The 18320-nt window shown below is 40.7% G+C and carries 21 protein-coding genes, 1 tRNA gene and 1 riboswitch; of the genes, 10 read left to right on the top strand and 12 right to left on the bottom strand.

The genetic code is table 11. The features are described 5' to 3' along the window. Positions 1–62 precede the first annotated feature (62 nt). Positions 63–243: riboswitch (cobalamin riboswitch) on the bottom strand. Positions 244–901: 658 nt separating this feature from the next. Next, complete coding sequence (locus ACQKFO_RS18210) at positions 902–1678, top strand: SurA N-terminal domain-containing protein (protein WP_427600248.1); 777 nt, start codon at positions 902–904, stop codon at positions 1676–1678. A 126-nt stretch (positions 1679–1804) separates the two neighbouring features. Continuing rightward, on the top strand, positions 1805–1981 hold the full coding sequence (locus tag ACQKFO_RS18205; RefSeq protein WP_187443482.1) for a hypothetical protein: 177 nt from the start codon (positions 1805–1807) through the stop codon (positions 1979–1981). Between the two features lie 44 nt (positions 1982–2025). On the opposite strand, the gene gndA is transcribed toward ACQKFO_RS18205, so the two are convergent. Then, positions 2026–3438 carry an NADP-dependent phosphogluconate dehydrogenase gene (gene gndA / locus ACQKFO_RS18200; protein ID WP_427600247.1) on the bottom strand — a complete coding sequence of 471 codons (1413 nt, stop codon included), beginning with the start codon at positions 3436–3438 and terminating at the stop codon, positions 2026–2028. 164 nt (positions 3439–3602) lie between these two features. Here gndA and ACQKFO_RS18195 point away from each other — a divergent pair, with 164 nt between their 5' ends. Further along, the gene (locus ACQKFO_RS18195) at positions 3603–4460 is read left to right on the top strand and encodes a MurR/RpiR family transcriptional regulator (RefSeq protein ID WP_427600246.1); all 858 of its coding nucleotides are present in this window, start codon (positions 3603–3605) and stop codon (positions 4458–4460) included. Positions 4461–4563: 103 nt separating this feature from the next. Here ACQKFO_RS18195 and ACQKFO_RS18190 read toward each other — a convergent pair whose 3' ends face one another. The 4 genes from ACQKFO_RS18190 to ACQKFO_RS18175 form a co-directional block, all read right to left on the bottom strand. After that, positions 4564–4854: a nucleotide pyrophosphohydrolase gene (locus tag ACQKFO_RS18190; RefSeq protein ID WP_427600245.1), complete on the bottom strand. Its 291-nt coding sequence runs from the start codon at positions 4852–4854 to the stop codon at positions 4564–4566. Between the two features lie 95 nt (positions 4855–4949). Then, a complete protein-coding gene (locus ACQKFO_RS18185; RefSeq protein ID WP_427600244.1) occupies positions 4950–6104 on the bottom strand; it encodes a thiolase family protein in 1155 nt (384 codons plus the stop codon). A gap of 14 nt (positions 6105–6118) precedes the next feature. Then, positions 6119–7264, bottom strand: a complete 1146-nt coding sequence (locus ACQKFO_RS18180) for an acyl-CoA dehydrogenase family protein (protein ID WP_427600243.1) — start codon at positions 7262–7264, stop codon at positions 6119–6121. A gap of 113 nt (positions 7265–7377) precedes the next feature. Continuing rightward, the gene (locus tag ACQKFO_RS18175; RefSeq protein ID WP_427600242.1) at positions 7378–8145 is read right to left on the bottom strand and encodes a 3-hydroxyacyl-CoA dehydrogenase; all 768 of its coding nucleotides are present in this window, start codon (positions 8143–8145) and stop codon (positions 7378–7380) included. A gap of 174 nt (positions 8146–8319) precedes the next feature. Here ACQKFO_RS18175 and ACQKFO_RS18170 point away from each other — a divergent pair, with 174 nt between their 5' ends. Then, positions 8320–8445 (top strand): hypothetical protein, encoded by a 126-nt coding sequence (locus ACQKFO_RS18170; RefSeq protein ID WP_258549658.1) that lies wholly within the window; start codon positions 8320–8322, stop codon positions 8443–8445. Between the two features lie 159 nt (positions 8446–8604). Here the strand turns inward: ACQKFO_RS18170 and ACQKFO_RS18165 are convergent, their stop codons facing one another. Next, positions 8605–8805, bottom strand: coding sequence for a cold-shock protein (locus tag ACQKFO_RS18165; protein ID WP_034763533.1), 201 nt, complete (start codon positions 8803–8805; stop codon positions 8605–8607). A gap of 341 nt (positions 8806–9146) precedes the next feature. On the opposite strand from ACQKFO_RS18165, the gene ACQKFO_RS18160 reads away from it, so the two are divergent. Beyond that, positions 9147–9320, top strand: coding sequence for a hypothetical protein (locus tag ACQKFO_RS18160; protein ID WP_324747862.1), 174 nt, complete (start codon positions 9147–9149; stop codon positions 9318–9320). Between the two features lie 252 nt (positions 9321–9572). Here ACQKFO_RS18160 and ACQKFO_RS18155 read toward each other — a convergent pair. Beyond that, a tRNA-Val gene (locus ACQKFO_RS18155) sits at positions 9573–9644 on the bottom strand. 147 nt (positions 9645–9791) lie between these two features. Here ACQKFO_RS18155 and ACQKFO_RS18150 point away from each other — a divergent pair. Then, positions 9792–10016: a hypothetical protein gene (locus tag ACQKFO_RS18150; RefSeq protein WP_427600241.1), complete on the top strand. Its 225-nt coding sequence runs from the start codon at positions 9792–9794 to the stop codon at positions 10014–10016. Positions 10017–10074: 58 nt separating this feature from the next. Here the strand turns inward: ACQKFO_RS18150 and ACQKFO_RS18145 are convergent, their stop codons facing one another. The 4 genes from ACQKFO_RS18145 to ACQKFO_RS18130 all read right to left on the bottom strand — a co-directional run bounded on the left by ACQKFO_RS18145 (position 10075) and on the right by ACQKFO_RS18130 (position 14546). Beyond that, the gene (locus ACQKFO_RS18145) at positions 10075–12060 is read right to left on the bottom strand and encodes a TRAP transporter permease (RefSeq protein WP_427600240.1); all 1986 of its coding nucleotides are present in this window, start codon (positions 12058–12060) and stop codon (positions 10075–10077) included. Further along, the gene (locus tag ACQKFO_RS18140; protein WP_427600239.1) at positions 12047–12565 is read right to left on the bottom strand and encodes a DUF1850 domain-containing protein; all 519 of its coding nucleotides are present in this window, start codon (positions 12563–12565) and stop codon (positions 12047–12049) included. Before ACQKFO_RS18140 ends, ACQKFO_RS18145 begins: the two co-directional genes overlap by 14 nt. Positions 12566–12684: 119 nt before the next feature. Further along, the gene (locus tag ACQKFO_RS18135; protein ID WP_148968497.1) at positions 12685–13677 is read right to left on the bottom strand and encodes a TAXI family TRAP transporter solute-binding subunit; all 993 of its coding nucleotides are present in this window, start codon (positions 13675–13677) and stop codon (positions 12685–12687) included. Positions 13678–13991: 314 nt separating this feature from the next. Then, the gene (locus ACQKFO_RS18130) at positions 13992–14546 is read right to left on the bottom strand and encodes a phosphatidylglycerophosphatase A family protein (RefSeq protein ID WP_427600238.1); all 555 of its coding nucleotides are present in this window, start codon (positions 14544–14546) and stop codon (positions 13992–13994) included. Between the two features lie 151 nt (positions 14547–14697). Here ACQKFO_RS18130 and ACQKFO_RS18125 point away from each other — a divergent pair, with 151 nt between their 5' ends. The 4 genes from ACQKFO_RS18125 to ACQKFO_RS18110 all read left to right on the top strand — a co-directional run bounded on the left by ACQKFO_RS18125 (position 14698) and on the right by ACQKFO_RS18110 (position 17342). Further along, complete coding sequence (locus tag ACQKFO_RS18125) at positions 14698–15423, top strand: alpha/beta hydrolase (RefSeq protein ID WP_427600237.1); 726 nt, start codon at positions 14698–14700, stop codon at positions 15421–15423. A gap of 168 nt (positions 15424–15591) precedes the next feature. Beyond that, entirely contained in the window at positions 15592–16110 is a 519-nt protein-coding gene (locus ACQKFO_RS18120; protein ID WP_427600236.1) for a YjcG family protein, read from the top strand. 3 nt (positions 16111–16113) lie between these two features. Continuing rightward, positions 16114–16536 (top strand): GNAT family N-acetyltransferase, encoded by a 423-nt coding sequence (locus tag ACQKFO_RS18115; RefSeq protein WP_427600235.1) that lies wholly within the window; start codon positions 16114–16116, stop codon positions 16534–16536. Positions 16537–16667: 131 nt separating this feature from the next. Further along, the gene (locus tag ACQKFO_RS18110) at positions 16668–17342 is read left to right on the top strand and encodes a DUF421 domain-containing protein (RefSeq protein ID WP_427600234.1); all 675 of its coding nucleotides are present in this window, start codon (positions 16668–16670) and stop codon (positions 17340–17342) included. Here ACQKFO_RS18110 and ACQKFO_RS18105 read toward each other — a convergent pair. Further along, a complete protein-coding gene (locus ACQKFO_RS18105; RefSeq protein WP_427600233.1) occupies positions 17339–18235 on the bottom strand; it encodes an MBL fold metallo-hydrolase in 897 nt (298 codons plus the stop codon). The two genes, ACQKFO_RS18110 and ACQKFO_RS18105, sit on opposite strands and share 4 nt — an antisense overlap. Positions 18236–18320 lie beyond the last annotated feature (85 nt).

The following is an 18320-nucleotide window of genomic DNA, read 5'->3' as shown; positions in this document are numbered from 1 at the left end:
ATATGAATAGACTAAAGGGCCTACTCCAATCCTCGCTTTATCCTCCCAATTCCCGAAGAAGATAACACGTGATAAACAAGGCAGGTCTCCTGACTCGTGCTTCACCCTACTTTAAGGCCTTCCCATCGTATATGACAGTGGCAGTTCCTTATTTCGTCAGCACTTACAGTTGCGGGGACAGTTCCGGATTCACACCGGATTCCCTTTTAAGTCCATTCAGACACCCTATTCACAGGTTATAATCAATATATAGATAAAATAATTTAACAAAACACAAAATGTTGTGTTCTGTATCATCATAAACGATTGAAAATGAATTTACAAGTGAAACTATTCATTTTGTTTAGAAGTTGAAATCTTTTAATAGTATCACTCTATTACCCTCTTAAAGTCAAGAGATGAGACAAGTTAAACGATAGGAAGGAACCCCCCCATTAAAATATGCTTATAATTATTATTTTTCATGAAAAGAATAGAAGAAGATTGAATACTGCCTTCAAAAGGACACTAGTCAGCCGACACCTTCCTAAATGTTAGTTGAAGAAAATGTAGCCACTCTCTATAATTCAAATAGAAGGTTGTTTGACAGTATTCTTTGGTCCCCAATATTTTTTTATAGGCTGTTTAAATGGAGGAAAAGAACTCGATTTAAGCAGTCTCTTTTTTTTAGCATCCAAAAGAAAGTCTTCTTTCATTTTCATTTCAGCCCCGCAGTTGAAAGTCGGATGTAATCGCATACATTACAGTGAAAGAGGGACCATATTAGTAACCCGCTGTATTTCAACCTCATTACAATCTATACTTTTCGGCTTAAATACTTTCTTTTTACGGGCTTTTCCTTTAAAATGCGCATTAAGTGATTTTTTTCGAAATCACACCTTACTTCTGAAAGGGGTCTATTATGAAAAAATTATTAACGACTTTACTATTGACATTATTAACGATTGGACTAGCCGCTTGCGGTTCGAACGAGGAGAGCCAAAAACAAGCTGACGATAAAGCGAAAACAGAAGAGAAAAGCGATGGAAAGGCTCAGGAAGAGCAAGCGAAGCAAATGGAAGAAATGCAAAAGAAAATGGATGAACAAAAGATTGAAAAAGATAAGATCGTTGCTATTGTAAACGACGAAAAAATTAAAGGTGAGGATTTCAATAACGTATTGACTCAATCACAAATGCAATATCAACAGATGGGACAAGACCCGACAAGTAAAGATGCAGCAAAGAAAATCAAAGAACAAACTATTGATAGCCTGGTCGGACAAACACTCCTTATGCAACAGGCCGATGAAAAAGGCTACAAAGCATCTGAAGATGAAATCAATAAACAACTGGAAGAAGTTAAAAAGCAGTACGGTGATGAAAAGAAGTTTGAAGACGCAATGAAAAAAGCCGGATTCACAATGGACGAGTTAAAAGCTCAAATCGCTGAAAATATCAAATACACAAACTACGTTGAAAAAGAAATCAAAGTAGAAGAAGTTTCTGAAGATGAAATGAAGAAGTTTTACGATCAGTACGCAAGTCAGCAAGGTCAGGGTGAATCAAAAGATGCTCCAAAATTTGAAGAAGTTAAACCTCAAATCAAGACTCAGTTAGAGCAACAGAAAAAACAAGAAAAACTTGTTAAGCACGTAGAAGATTTAAAGAAAAATGCTAAAGTTGATGTGAAAATCTAAAGCTCCACTAAAGAAAGCCACCTGCACAGATAGGTGGCTTTCTTATGTTCTATTCCCCCTCTATGTTTTTCTCGGCTCACGAAGGGTATGGTACTACAAGGACTTATTAAGGGAGGATGAAAGATAATGACGAAAAGGACAAATGACAATCCTGAGCAAATCAATAAAGATCATGACGGCATTCTCGATCAGCATGAAAGTGAGCAAAATGTGGATCCAATTCCCCTCGATGACTTAAAAAAAGAGCAGCGGGACGAGAAAAATAAGCATCATACGAAAGATGACTCATCAAGCAAAGAATAAAACGTTAATCAAAAGCCCTGTGGGAATCCCACAGGGCTTTCTTCTTATTTAGATAACCAGTCCGTATGGAATGTTCCTTCTTTATCCACACGCTGATACGTATGAGCTCCAAAATAATCACGTTGAGCTTGCAGAAGATTGGCTGGCAGTGACTCAGAGCGATAGCTGTCATAATATGCTAAAGCACTCGCAAGACCAGGTACAGGGATACCTAATTTAATGGCTGTAGCCACCACTTCCCTCGCTTCCTCCTGATAGTTTTCAACGATTTCCTTGAAATACGGATCAAGCAGTAAATTCGTTAATCCCGGTTCACGATCATAGGCTTTCTTGATTTCTTCCAGGAAGCCTGCACGTATGATGCATCCACCTCTGAAGATCATGGAAATCTCGCCGGGCTTCAGGTTCCAGTTATACTCATCCGAAGCAGATTGAAGCTGGGCGAAACCCTGTGCATATGAACAAATTTTGCTTAAATATAAGGCTTTACGAATCATTTCGATAAACTCTTCTTTGCTACCGGAGAACTCCTTATTTCTTGGTCCTCTTAAGATTTTACTCGCCTTCACTCTTTCTTCCTTCATGGCAGAGATGAAACGGGCAAACACAGATTCAGTGATGATGGACAAAGGTACACCTAATTCCAGTGCAGAAATACTCGTCCATTTCCCAGTTCCCTTTTGCCCTGCTGTATCCAGAATTACGTCAACAAGAGGCTTCCCTGTTTCTTCATCCACCTTTGTGAAAATATCCGCGGTAATTTCAATCAGGTAGCTGTCGAGCTCCCCCGCGTTCCATTCTTTGAATATCTCATGCAGCTCTGTTGCGCTTAAACCCAATACATTTTTCATAAGATAATACGCTTCACAGATAAGCTGCATATCACTGTACTCAATTCCATTGTGGACCATTTTTACATAATGCCCAGATCCATCCGGACCGATATATGTACTGCACGCATCTCCTTTTACCTTGGCCGCAATCGCTGTCAGGAAAGGCTCGACTAAATCGTATGCATCCTTCTGACCGCTCGGCATGATAGCAGGACCGTATAAAGCGCCTTCCTCTCCGCCTGAGACACCTGCACCGATGAAGTTGATACCTTTTTCACCAAGTTCCTTATTGCGGCGAATCGTATCTTCAAAGTATGTGTTTCCTCCATCAATCAGAATATCTCCCTTATCTAAATGAGGAAGCAATGATTCGATCGCTTTATCGGTAATATTACCGGCTGGAACCATAATCAATATTTTCCGTGGTGTTTCTAATGACTGGACGAACTCTTTTACATCATGAGTACCGACCATTTTCTTCTCTGGATGTTCTTCAAGAACTTCTCTTACCTTCTCATCAGACACATCATAGATGGAAACGGAATAGCCTCTGCTTTCAAAATTCAAAGCCAGACTTTTCCCCATCACTCCGACACCTGCAACCCCTATTTGTTGTTTTTTCATATATGTATCATTCCTTTCACTACGAATAATTATATTTTCACCGTATATATTATAATACGAAATAATTTTCCGTGGTGGATTTTTATGAAATAATATTTTTTTATTTCAAGAAGTAGGTTAAAATTATTTTCATGAAGATTTCGCTTAAAGGAGGTTTACCCTGCATGAAAGAGGAAAAGGTACAGCATTGCTTCCCTCGAATCCGATCTCAATACTCTCAATTCAGTGAAAAAGAAAAGGTGATTGCAGATTTTATTATTGCTAATCCAGAAAAAATTATCCACTCCACCATCAGTGGTGTAGCAGAAGAACTGAACGTTGCAGATGCTACAGTCTTCCGATTCTGCAAACGGTTGGGCTTTAAAGGCTACCAGGCCATGAAGATTTCTCTTGCATCCGACCTGGTGACCCCTATAAAAGATATTCATGAAACAATCAATGAAGGAGACTCCGAGGGTGTTATTGCCCAAAAAGTGTTCCGGTCCAATATCAGAACATTAGAGGATTCTTTAAGCATGCTGAACGAAGAAATGTTTACGAAAGCTATTCAAGGAATGATAAGTGCCAGAAGAATAGAATTTTATGGTACGGGTGGATCGGGGTTTGTTGCCATGGATGCTCATCATAAGTTCCTCAGAACAGGCATGAGCACTACGGCGTACAACGACCCCCATATGCAGCTGATCTCCGCTTCCCAATTGACCGATGCTGATGCAATCGTCTTTATCTCACATTCAGGAGCGAACAAAGATCTATTGGAAGTGTTAGACGTAGCCAAGAAGAATCGGGTAACGACCATTGCCATTACTCACTTTGCCAAATCCCCTCTGAGCAACGGGGTCGACATTCCTCTTTTTACGGTATCTAAGGAAACCGAATTTCGATCTGAAGCACTTGCATCAAGAATCAGTCAGCTAACTATCGTGGATGCCCTCTATGTCAATACCATGATGAAAAGAAAAGATCTGTCCAAAGCCTCCCTGCAAAAAATGCGTGACGCGATTTCCATTAAGAAAATATAGCCATTAAATGTGGGGTAAGGGACATCCACCATTTTTTCAGAATCTCCTGATGATTATGAGCAAAGTAAGGGACGGACCTTTTCGAGTGGCCCGTCCCTAATCTTTATTTCGGATACTTCAGTGCATTCTTTTCCAATTTCTCATATACTTCTTCTTCTAGGTCGATATCCATTTTATCAGCCAGCTGAACTAAATAAATCAGGACATCAGCCATTTCTTCTTTAATATTTTGACGTGTCGCTTCCACTGCTTCCCGGCTTGTTTTCCATTGGAAATTTTCCAGGAGTTCATTTGCTTCTAATGAAATGGAAATGGCAAGATCCTTTTCATTATGATTGGCATCCCAATTTCTTTCATCCCTGAATTCAATGACTTTTTCACACAAGTGTTTCATCTTTTCTCACCCATTTGCCTATGATCTGTTACCACTTCTTTACTATAACACGGGTGGCAATAGGATTGTGACAGGGATGAGCAACTTTATTCTACTTATGCTTCCAGTCTTTCAATGATTGTTGCATTTGCCATCCCATGGCCTTCGCACATCGTTTGAAGGCCGTATCTTCCTCCAGAACGCTCCAATTCATGCATCATGCTTACCATGATACGTGCCCCACTCGCTCCTAATGGATGCCCCAGGGCAATCGCCCCCCCGTTTGGATTCAGTTTGGAAGGGTCGGCTCCTACCACTTTCAACCAGGCAAGAGCAACAGGTGCGAATGCTTCATTCACTTCGAAAACATCAATATCTGACAATGATAATCCTGCTTTATCCAGGACTTTCTTCGTTGCAGGTATAGGTCCGGTTAACATGAGGGTAGGATCGGATCCGACCACCACGCGGGTATGAACCTTAAATCTAGCCTTCAACCCTAATTCTTCAGCCTTTTCCCGTGTCATTAATAGAAGTGCCGCAGCCCCATCACTAATTTGGCTTGCATTACCTGCATGAATGATACCATCTTCTTTAAATGCAGGTTTTAAATTTGAAAGCATCTCCAGTGACGTTTCCTTTCTTGGACCTTCGTCTTTAGAAAACGGGATTACAGTACTGTCCGGACCGTTAACTGTCACCTCATAAATTTCCCGGTCGAAATAACCAGCCTCTTGAGCCTTTAACGCCTTTTGATGACTGGAGTAGGCGAACTGATCAAGATCTTCACGACTGAATCCGTATTCCTCAGCAATCCGTTCTGCAGATAAACCCTGGTGGATGATTTCATGCTTGCCTCTAAGCTTTTCACTAAAGGGAGACCCCTGATAGTTTGAACCGATTGGAGTTCTTGACATATTCTCAACCCCGCCGGCGATCACGATATCCATGTCACCGGAAAGAATTGCTTGTGATGCAAAGTGGACAGCCTGCTGGCTCGAGCCGCATTGTCTGTCGATTGTCGTACCAGGTACTTCGATTGGAAAACCGGCGATCAAGGCAGCCACCCTGGCAATGTCTCCAGCCTGCTCACCTGATTGAGTAACACACCCTAATATGACATCATCTATAAGCACAGGGTCAATCCCTGCTCTTTCCACTAACCCTTTCAGCACTTCCCCTGCTAAATCATCAGGCCTCATATCTTTCAACGAACCCTTTCGTCTCCCAACCGCAGATCGTATCCCTTCAACGATAACAACCTCTCTCATCCTGCTCTTCCTTTCTATAATCCAAGATTTTTCGCTATGATCACCTTCATGATCTCATTTGTCCCTGCATATATACTGGCAACTGGAATATCCCTGTATCTTCTCGCGATTTGATACTCTTCCATGTAGCCATATCCACCGTGAAGCTGCATGCATTCAGTGGCGATTTCCCTTGCCCTTTCAGTCAATCTATATTTGGCCATGGAAACCTTCGTCACGACATCCTTCCCATCCATATGTTCGGCGATCAAACCATCGAGGAATGCCCTGCCCATCTCAATATCCGTCGCCATTTCCGCCATCTTAAATTGTGTATTCTGAAATCCGCCAATCGCCTTCCCGAACGCTTCACGGCTTTTCACATAATCCAGCGTGAGAGAAAACATTTCTTCTGAAGCAGTCTGAGCAGCAATCGCCACGATAAGACGTTCTTGTTGGAGCTTATTCATCAAGTATTGAAATCCTTTGCCCTCTTCCCCAATCAAATTATCTTTCGGCACCTTGCAATCTTCAAAGATCAGCTCGGCTGTATCCTGACAATGCAAACCAACTTTATCAAGCTTCCTTCCCCTGGAGAAACCGGGTGCATCCCTTTCGATGGCCAACAAACTGATCCCTTTGTGAGGCGGGCTGATGGTCGTATCTGTTTTACATGCAACAATCACTAAATCACCTTGAATCCCATTTGTGATGAAGGTCTTCTGACCATTCACAATATAGTGGTCCCCCTCAAGCTTAGCCGTCGTTTTAATCCCGGCTAAATCAGATCCTGTACCAGGTTCCGTCATGGCAATGGCCGTAATCATTTTTCCACTTGTGCATGCGGGTAGCCACTTTTTTTTCTGTTCCTCACTTCCATATTCAGAAATATAAGGGACCACAATGTCATTATGCAATCCTATCCCGATCAAACCAGAGCCTACCCGTTCCAATTCTTCATTGATAATCACGGAAAATCCCCAATCCACCCCGCTTCCACCGTACACTTCGTCAAGATCCGGACAAAGAAATCCCTGCTCCCCCATCTTCGTCCAAAAGGCCCTTGGAACCATCCTGTTTTTCTCCCAATCATCATAGAAAGGATAAGCCTCTTTTTGTAAAAATTTCCGAAGCGCCTGCCTGAATATGCTATGATCCTCCGTTAAATAATGATGTTTCATACGTACTCGACCTCCTAACAAAGTGATGAATTTTTATTAAACGTTCTCATATTCCTGTAATGAATGAACATGCATTCATTTATTAAGCAAACCTTTTCATCAGCTTCAACCACTTACTTAGGCTGCATTCTAATTGCACCGTCTAATCGGATCGTTTCACCGTTCAGCATTGGATTCTCGAGTATACTCTTCACTAATTGAGCATATTCTGATGGGTGACCGAGCCTTGGTGGAAAGGGCACCATCTTCCCAAGCGAATTTCTTGCTTCATCAGGAAGTGTGTCAAACATCGGGGTATGAAATAACCCAGGAGCAATGGACATGACCCTTATACCATCCTTTGCAAGCTCCCTGGCAATCGGAAGAGTCATCCCGACCACTCCACCTTTAGATGCACTATAAGCAGCTTGACCGATCTGTCCATCAAATGCAGCAACAGAAGCTGTATTTACGATGACCCCTCTTTCGCCGTGGTCATTTGGTGTATTGCCTATCATCTTATCTGCAGCCAAGCGTATCACATTGAACGTACCAATTAAGTTAATCTCTATTACCTTCGAAAATCGTTCAAGAGAGTGAATCCCTTTTCTACCTACCACTTTTCCCGGAAGAGCTATCCCGGCACAATTCACTACAGTATTAAAACCGCCAAAAGCCTGTATCGATCTCTCCATTGCTTCTAACACCTGATCTTCCTTTGTAACGTCTGTTTTATAAAAGCCAATGGAATCTCCATACTCCTCTTTCAAAGAAGCTGCTCTCTCTTCATTGAGATCCAGTATATACGCCTTCCCGCCTTCCTCGATAATCCTCCTTACTGTAGCTTCCCCCAGTCCGGATGCACCACCTGTCACCAATGCGACTATATCTTTCATTTCCACGATAAATCCCTCCACTCATATACTTTAATTTTAGCGTTGTACGGAGGAAAAAGATATAATGTTTTTAAAATTCTGTCTACTCAAAACTCTCTTCCCTTACTTACCAAGGATAACGAAGCTTCCCTTGTTAAGAATAAGAATGTAAAAACCTTTTACAACCAGGAGGAAATAACGATGACTAATAAAAATGATAATCGCGAACGAAAAAACAAATACCCAAACAACAAAAAAAGCGATACTGAATTCTCGAAAGAACTCAATATTCGCAGTGAAGTGACCAAGAAAGATTTAGGAAAGTAAATTATATGAATGGAAAGGCTGCTTTTTATAGCGGCCTTCTTCATTCGAACATATTGGAAAGACGTCCGTTAATTTCCAAATAGTCCCAGGTAAATTAAATATCCACATAAAAAAAAACAGACTCACGAATGAGTCTGTTTTTGGAGTTGTAAAGTCAGATTATGCTTTACGTACGTTAGCTGCTTGTGGTCCACGAGCACCTTGTTCAACGTCGAAAGATACTTCTTGACCTTCGTCAAGAGATTTGAAACCTTCACCTTGGATCGCTGAGAAGTGTACGAATACGTCGTCTCCACCTTCTACTTCGATGAATCCGAAACCTTTTTCTGCGTTAAACCATTTTACTTTACCATTTTCCATGTTTGTTGCCTCCTAAAGTGCTTTACACACAATGTATTACTATTCTTGCGATATCAGGTGAAAAATCAAATCTTGTTCTTCCCTCGTATACCGGACAAAAATAATTCTTCTATAGAATAACAGTATTGAAACAAATAAGCAAGTTCTTCAAGGAGAAGTTTTTAAAGTCAGACCTCTGACACAACCTTACCCCTCATCAAACGTTCTCTTGATATGTTAATGATTACTACCTATTGCCTGTTAAAGCGCTACCATTATATTTATCAAGATTTATCACTAATGGGACTCTAAAATGAAGGGTAAACTGTGGTATAATGAGAGAAGATGAAAGGGAGTGCCCAATGAAATCCACAAAAAATCGTTTTAGTAATGGCGCAATGGTTACGATAAAGGAAACTGGCGAAACAGTGACAATATTGAAATGGCAATACGTTAAAAATATGAAGCGGTTCTCTTATATCGTAAAAGAACATCCTGGCACGTTTTATTTTGAGGAAGAATTAGAAGTCAACTAAAAAGAAGTGATCATATCCTGATATGATTTGGCAAGGACTCTTACGTAAATTCCAACAGAGTCCTTTTTACTTGGCTCTTTTCACAACTTTTGTGGCTATCTTAAGAAGAAAGTAGTAGTTGATTTCCGCTACAGGATGCTCGCTTTCACCGGGGCAGGCGGTTTAACTCTGAGAATCCTTTATAAAGATTGATCTACATATAAAAGAAAAAAGCCTGCACCTAATTTATAAGGTGCAGGCTTTCTTTATGTATGACCTGTGAGGGATTCGAACCCACGACCCCTTCCCTGTCAAGGAAGTGCTCTCCCACTGAGCTAACAAGTCGCAATGAAAGGTATATATTAAATTATAGTCATGATGGGAAAAATGTCAATCATTTTTTGTTCTATACCTTTATTTTTGGGAATCCATGTATAAAAGAACATTTGTTCGCATATACTGTGAGTATACTTCCAGGAGAGGAGCTCACAAATGAATACGGTATTAAAGCGCTCATTCAAGAACCAACGTCCCATTGAAATCATCTATATGACTCCTGAGTCCATTTGTACGAAGAGAAAGATCATAGTTAAAAAAATCGATGGGGATATTATTCTGGCCTATTGCTTATTACGAAAAGATTTCCGCAGATTCAGACTACATGATATTTTGGCCGCTTATCCCCTTCTTCCTTATAAGAAACGAACCATATCCTGATTGGAAACTAAAATACGTGAGGCTGACCTAATTAAGGGTCATCCTCACGTATCTTTGTTTATGCTGTTGCTTTTTTAGGTGTTTTGTCTTCTCTTTTGATGAAGAATTGTAAAGCGAGCATAACAGCAAACAGTACTAAACCAATGATATCTGTGCTTCCCTCCGGATAGATCAGCATTAAACCGGCTGCTACACAAAGGAAACGTTCAATTACATACACTCTTCTATACCAATACCCAATCATCCCAGCCCCTATGGCCATCATTCCGGTTATTGCCGTAAAGACAACCCATAATAATCTCGGGATGGTGGTATCAATCATCAGCAACTCAGGAGACAGGACGAACATATACGGAATAATAAAGGCAGCAATCGCTAACTTGGCAGAATTGACCCCTGTCCGTATCGGCTCTCCCCCTGACACCCCGGCGGCGGCAAATGCTGCAAGAGCCACGGGTGGCGTGATATCTGCAATGATACCAAAGTAAAAGACAAATAAGTGAGCCGCTAACTCAGGTGCACCTAACAGGATGATCGCCGGAGCTGCAATTGTAGACGTGATTACATAGTTGGCCGTCGTCGGTGATCCCATACCTAATACAATCGATGCAATCATAGTAAATACCAGGGTCAGGATTAATTTACCTTCTGATGAATTTGTTAGATCAGCAGCCAGGTCAACTAAACCATTCGCAAGTGTCAGCCCTAATCCCGTTTTCGTCACTACGCCGACTATCATCCCTGCAGCCGCAGTGGCTACAGCTACGGAAAGCGCAGTACGTGCACCGTCTACTAGTGCGTCGACTGCATCCTTAAAGCCAATCCTTGTCTCTTTTCGAATCGCGCTAATCACGACCGTAGCTACAATTGACCAAAGTGCTGCACGCATAACACTCATACCGCTGACTAATAAAATAATGACCGTAAGGATCGGCATTAATAAGTAAATTTTCTTTAAAACTTCTTTACGATTAGGCATTTCTTCGTCCGAAAGGCCGCGAAGACCGATTCGCTTCGCTTCAAAATGAGTCATTATCCAAATTCCTGTAAAATACAAAAGAGCAGGAATGGTTGCAGCCTTTGCGATATCCCAATAAGAGATCCCGCCGATGAATTCAACCATTAAGAATGCTGCAGCTCCCATGATTGGCGGCATCAACTGACCACCCGTTGAGGCTGCTGCCTCTACTCCACCTGCAAACTCCTTACGATAGCCAAGCTTTTTCATCATTGGAATCGTAAAAGAACCGGATGTTACAACGTTCGCAACGGAACTCCCACTGATCGTTCCTTGCAGGGCACTCGAGAAGATTGCAACCTTAGCAGGACCACCAGTGCGTTTACCGGCAATGGCAACAGCTAAATCATTAAAATATTGCCCTACGCCTGTTTTAACGAGGAAGGCCCCGAATAATAAGAATAGGAAGATGAAGGTGGCTGAAACATACAGTGGCGTTCCAAGAATCCCTTCACTGGTAAAGAACATCGTCTTAACGATATCGTCCCAATCATATCCCCTGTGCGCAAGGAATCCAGGCATCAGCCGTCCATAATACATATAGAGAATGAAAGTAGAGGCGATAATCGTTATGGGTAGACCGACTGCACGACGGGTTGCCTCCAATACTAAGATCATCGCAGCAAAACCAACATAAAAATCGAGTGATGTCATGATTCCGACTCTGCTGACAATGTCATCTTGCATAATCGGCCAGTATGCACCAATTCCTACAGATATGACAGAGAGAACGACGTCATACCATGCCACTTTATCTTTTCGCAGATTCTTTTTCCTGGCAGGGAAAAGAAGAAAGACAAGTGACAAAGCAAACCCTAAATGAATGGATAATAATAATTGTCTAGGGATGAATTGAAAGATCGATGCGACTAATTGAAATAATGAAAATGCTAAAAGGCCATAGAAAATCACCCATTTAAACAGACCATGATGAAGCTTTCGCGTCGATGATTCAGGGTCATATTTTTCTAATAATTCTTGTTGTTGTTCGGAGGTTAATGATTCGAATTCTTTATCTTTTTCCAACAACGGTCACTCCTTTCCACAGATCATATAGTGTTTGTTTCTTTACATGCATTCGAACGACAGAGCCTTTATCGAAATAGTCAGCTAGAGGATAGACTTTACCATCCAATACGAGACGATGATTGGCGATCACTTGTCCGATGCGAATATCAATGTACGGGAACACTTTATTCATATTTGAAATTAAGTATTTTCCCTCATCAGTCATCTCGAAGGATTCATTTCCTTCTGCATTTGCAGGCATACCTATTGCAGTATCCTCATAAAGCAGGCTTGTCTGTTGAATGTGGTTTGTAGATTGGCGATAAAACTCTTCTACCTCTGAGAGATGAATAGAATGAGTGTAACGAACCGAAAATGTACGATCTTCAGGAAGTCTGAAAAGGACAGGATCACCCTCAGTACTCCTCGGTTCGATTACCAGGTATGTTTGAAAGGGAATAAAGATGATGAGTAAAAGAACAAGAATAATGAGAATTGTTCCTATGAATGAAATTTTCTTCATAACAAATTCCCCACCATTCCATTTATTACTGCTGTACATTACATTTTTTAGCTTATACCAAAACAAAAGAATAGACCGTTTTACGCGGCCTATCCCTTCGTCCATCTACTGGTGTGGATCTATTCCATTGAAACGCCTTTTTCATCAAAGTATTTCTTCGCACCAGGATGTAATTCAATCCCCATACCCTTAAGTCCATCTTCAGCCTTGATTAACTCACCTTTGGCATGAGTGATTGCATCTGTGTTTTCAAAAATGGCTTTTGTAACATCATAGATTACATCTTCGGAAATATCAGCATTTGTTACTAACATTGCACGAACCGCAACCGTTGTAACCGCCTCATCGACTTTACTATACGTACCTGAAGGAATTTCATCCTCGGAGTAGTATGGATATTTCTCGATCAGCTCACTGATTTTCCCTGATTCAACCGGTACGATTGTGATATCTTCCGTTGCGGCCAATCCTTCAACCGCTCCTGTTGGAGTACCTGAAGTAATGAATGCCGCATCGATTGTACCATCCTGGATACCAGTGGTTGAATCATCGAATGATAGATTACGGGCTTCTAAATCTTCTAAGGCAATTCCGTGGACCTCAAGGATTTGTTTTGCGTTCAGTAAAGTTCCAGATCCGGCTTCACCGACAGAAACAACTTTCCCTTTCAGATCTTCAACGGATTTGATACCAGAGTCTTTTGTTGTTACGATTTGAATCGTTTCAGGATATAGAGTGGCAATCCCTCTTGCGTTTTCTACTTTATTATCGCTGAACATTTCAGTTCCTTCAGATGCATAAGATGCGATATCGGTTTGTGTAAAAGCGATTTCAGTTTTACCATCTTTAATGGCCGCCATATTTTCAGCCGATGCCCCTGAAGTTGAAGCCGAGGATTTGATTCCTGTTTCATCTTCAATGATCTTAGCGAATGTTCCGCCTAACGGGTAATATGTACCCCCTGTTCCACCTGTAGCAATCCCGATGAAGTCAACCTCTTTGTTACCTTCACCCTCAGATGATCCTCCGCCTGACCCGCCGCCACATGCAGCAAGAATGACTGATAGAACTAGAAGTAGTGCAGTGCTTAGATAAAAACTGCGTTTTTTCATATTCTAATTCCCCCTATTAAATTTCTACTTTACCGAAATAATTGTAACACAGTCTGTAACAATCTTGTCAAATCAAATACATAAAATTTTAACAATTTTTATAAAAAACCCCTTATACAGCTCCTACATTCTGATTGAAATCTGTTGTGCGGCTTGTTCTTGTCATGTCAATTATTTTACAAATGTATACATAATGTATAAAGCGGTTACATTTCACCATTCATTTTTCCTCCCCTGCGCATGTTTGTCCACAGTAAAAAGACTGAAAAGGAATCATTCCCCCTTCAGTCCATCTGTTATATATCAGAAATGGTCTAGCCTATCAATTCCTCATCCTCAAATTTCATCTTATCTTCTTCTGAAATATTTTCTTCACGGTCCCGTATGCTATGAGCAATTCGCGAAGAAGCATTTGCCGCAATGCTGGCGACGATATCATCTAAAAAGGTATGAACACCCTCCCCGTTCTTCGTATCGAGGTCACGGATGATGCCGATTTTATTTTTATCCAGATGACCAAAAGTGGTAACAGCGATGCTTCCATATCCTAATGCTGCACCTAAAGCAATGGTCTCATCTACTCCAAACAACCCTTCATCTGATTCTACAATCGATTGGAGTGGTTCGGAGAGCTTCTTCTCTTCAGCAAGTTGATCCAATTCTACCCCTACAAGAATCGCATGCTGAATCTCTCTTTTTAACAACACTTTCTTCACACTCTCGATACAATCTTCCATATTTAACTCATGATTATATGGATACTGCATTTCATAGACGATTTCAGCAATATCTTCTATTGTTACGCCTCTATCTTTCAGCCTCTGTAATGCAGCTTTCGTAACATCCCTTGAATGTACAGGTTTATTCATTGAGATACCCCTTTCTGGACAGTCCATAAACTTACATGAATTATACCATTCTTTTGAATTTTCGTATTGCAATCCGCTTTAGGGAATTATCAGGGAGAATATGATACAATCTTTCTGTAAACGTTAACACTGATTATAGGAGGCTATCGTCATGACAACCGCAAGAGGAACTGTAACCGAATTAAACCTCTATAGTAAAGAACTGAATGAAGAGATTAAGATGCTCGTATACCTGCCGGCTACTTTTTCTCCCCTCTATAAATATTCTCTACTGATCACCCAGGATGGTAAGGACTATTTCCAGCTAGGAAGAATACCTCGCCTGGCTGATGAACTTCTCGAAAATAGGGAAATAGAAAACATGATTATCGTGGGAGTTCCATACAAAGATGTTGAGGACCGAAGAAGAAAATACCATCCACATGGTGAAGAAAATGATGCTTACATTCGCTTTTTAGCACACGAATTGGTCCCGTACCTGGACGAACATTACCCAACATATCATATGGGAATGGGACGTGCCCTGGTTGGTGATTCATTAGGAGCGACAGTCTCATTGATGACTGCATTAAAATACCCTAATACATTTGGCAAGGTTCTCCTTCAGTCACCTTTCGTAAACGAGAAAGTGTTGGAAGCCGTAGAAAACTTCTCACAACCCCATTTGTTAAGCATTTACCATATCATCGGGAAACAGGAAACAGAGGTAAAAACGACGGACGGCAAAGTAAAAGACTTCTTAAAGCCAAACCGTAAGCTTCACGAGACATTCGATCAAAAAAGATTTTCTTCCTTTTACGATGAGTTCGACGGAGATCATACGTGGAAATATTGGCAACCGGATTTGAGACGCGCTTTGAAGATGATGTTTGGCTAAACCCCGATTAGGCAAGGGACCACCCTTGCCTCACTTTAAATGAATGGGAGCTGCTGACATCACTTTGATATTAGGAGATCCTATCCGTTCGCCCTATATTAAATTTTTGAAATATTTGCTATACTATACATAATACAAAGATAGTTAAATAGAGGAGGATTGAAGAAAATGAATTATGGTATAGTCATTTTCCCATCGAAAAAGCTGCAGGATATCGCAAACTCTTATAGGAAACGTTATGATCCTCATTATGCATTGGTTCCACCACATTTGACATTAAAGAATGTCTTTAGTGCAGACGATGATCAAATCAAAGATATAGCCAATAAATTAAATGTTATTTCAAAGAAATACGATCCCTTCAATTTAAAAGTGTACAAAGTAAGTTCTTTTCAGCCTGTGAACAATGTAATCTATTTCAAGGTGAACTCCACTCCTGAACTGCAAGGGTTGCACGATGACATGCATAGTCAAAGCTTCATGGGTGACGAGCCGGAATTCGCTTTCGTTCCTCACATTACTGTCGCTCAAAAGCTTTCGAATGATGAGCACTCGGATATTTTTGGATCACTGCGTATGCTGGGCATCGATCATGAAGAAACCATTGACCGATTCCACTTGTTGTATCAATTAGAAAACGGCTCTTGGACAGTTTACGAAACCTTCCGTTTAGGAAAGGAAGAGTAAGAGTTGAAGGTCGAAGTTGCAAAAACAGAAGATCAGATCCAAGAGGTATTCAACATAAGGAAGACAGTGTTTGTGGAAGAACAAAAGGTTCCACTCCAGGAAGAAATCGATGAATTCGAAAACGATTCCACTCATTTTGTCCTTTACGACCAAACACACGCTGTAGGTGCCGGCCGTTTCCGTATTCTTGATGGACTTGGTAAAATTGAAAGAATATGCGTTCTAGAATCCGTCAGGGGAAAAGGAGCAGGGCGTGAGATCATGCTTTCCATTGAAAAATATGCGAAGCAAGAGCACTTATCCCAATTAAAATTAAATGCTCAGACATATGCCATCCCTTTTTATGAAGGCTTAGGATACGAGGTTACGTCTGATGAGTTTCTGGACGCGGGAATCCCTCATAAAACAATGAAGAAGGATATTTAAAAGGAACAAGTAATTAAGCAGAACTGCTTAATTACTTGTTCCTTTTTTTTGCTTATCGCAAATCATATTAAGAAGTATATTACAATATCAACTCGTCGATAATGGGAAAGTGTATGGGAAGGGGGATCCTTATGGAAATCGCATCGATTGCCATCGAGTTAATCGTAGGATATTTTGCCTTATTGATTCTTACAAAAATACTTGGTAAAACTCAAATCACTCAAATATCTGCCTTTGATTTCATTTCAGCATTAATTCTTGGTGAACTTGTTGGGAACTCCCTTTATGATGGAAAGATTACTGTGCTTCCAATTCTTGCTGCCATTTTTATCTGGGGGAGTTTGATTTTTTTCACAGAGTATTTTACCCAGAAATCCCGACGGTTCCGTCATATGCTGGAAGGCACGCCTGCCTTAATCATTAATAAAGGAAAGATCAATTTTGATGAGCTTAAGAAAAATCACTTAGATTTGAATCAACTTCAGCATCTGCTTCGTGCAAAAGATATTTTCTCAGTGAGGGAATGTGAATTTGCCCTTTTGGAGTCTGATGGTACTCTGAGTGTCATTAGAAAACCGCTATATGAAATCGTACAGCGTCAAGACCTAAATATACCGGCAAAAAATGCTTCTCTCCCACTTTCTTTAATTGTGGATGGAGAAATCGTTTACGATAATTTAAAGCTGGCCGAACAAAGAGAAGATTGGCTTTTAAGCGAAATAAAAAAACAAGGCTTCCTCTCCTCCAAGGACGTTATGTATGCTGAATGGGAAGAAGGAGAAAGCCTGTTAGTACAAGGGTATTAATGGGGCTGAATGATGAGTTCATTGTTTCTAATCGTGAACGATAGGAGTTTCCCTCGTTCGAGACTGGTAAGATAAGCTGTTACCGATGTTCTGAACAAAAGCCATTGCCCTACATTTGATACAGCTATTTTGTGTAAATTCAAATAATCTTTTGTGATCTTTTCAAAAGAAATGCCCTCTTTACTATCATTTATTAGTGTTAAGAGAGAATTGATCCGTTCTTGATGAAGATCGATATTCACCTGCACTGTTCGAACAAAGTTTTCTTCATAGTCCCCGTGACCCGGAATTGCTCCTTTGCATGATATGTGAAGGAGTTTTTCTAATGAATCCAGTGTTTGATCCGCATCAATGATAAATGGAATGACATGCTTTTCCAACGTATCCCTGCCAAAATAACTGTCAGCTGCAAATAAAACATCATCAACAAGCAAACCTACCTGACCATAAGAATGACCCGGTAAGTCAATCGCTCCAAAAGTAAAAGGTCCAATGCTATTTTCACCAATCTTCAACTCATCATCAATGACCACTGATTGTCCTTCAAGAAACTTATTTCTCAAATCATTTATGGGATTAGCTCCATTAAATAGATAAATCGGTTCCAGGATCGAATTCTCCATGATCGCTTTTTCAAGTTTTGGAGCAAACAATGGAGTCCCTTGTTTTTTCTTCAGGAAGTGAGCTCCACCAAAATGATCTGCGTGGGCGTGGGTGATGACACAAAAATCCAATGGCAGTCCTTCATTGGAAAGGATTTTGATCACTTTCTTCATGGCAGAATCATCCAAACCACTGTCAATAAGAAGACCCTTCCCATCTTTCATGCAGTACCCAATGTTAACGCTCCCTGTAAATGCATAGCAACGCTCTGAAAGTTTTTGTAATTTCAAGTGATTACCTCCAAATATGTATGTGGCCAGATATCATCAATTAATTAAAAGATCCCATAAGGAATGCACCTTTTGGGATCTTTCA

This window comes from Rossellomorea sp. NPDC071047, from assembly GCF_050270195.1.
In the GTDB taxonomy this organism is placed as follows: Bacteria; Bacillota; Bacilli; order Bacillales; family Bacillaceae_B; genus Rossellomorea.
Note: the sequence above shows the minus strand (reverse complement) of the source record. Positions and strands in the feature narration are given on the sequence as shown.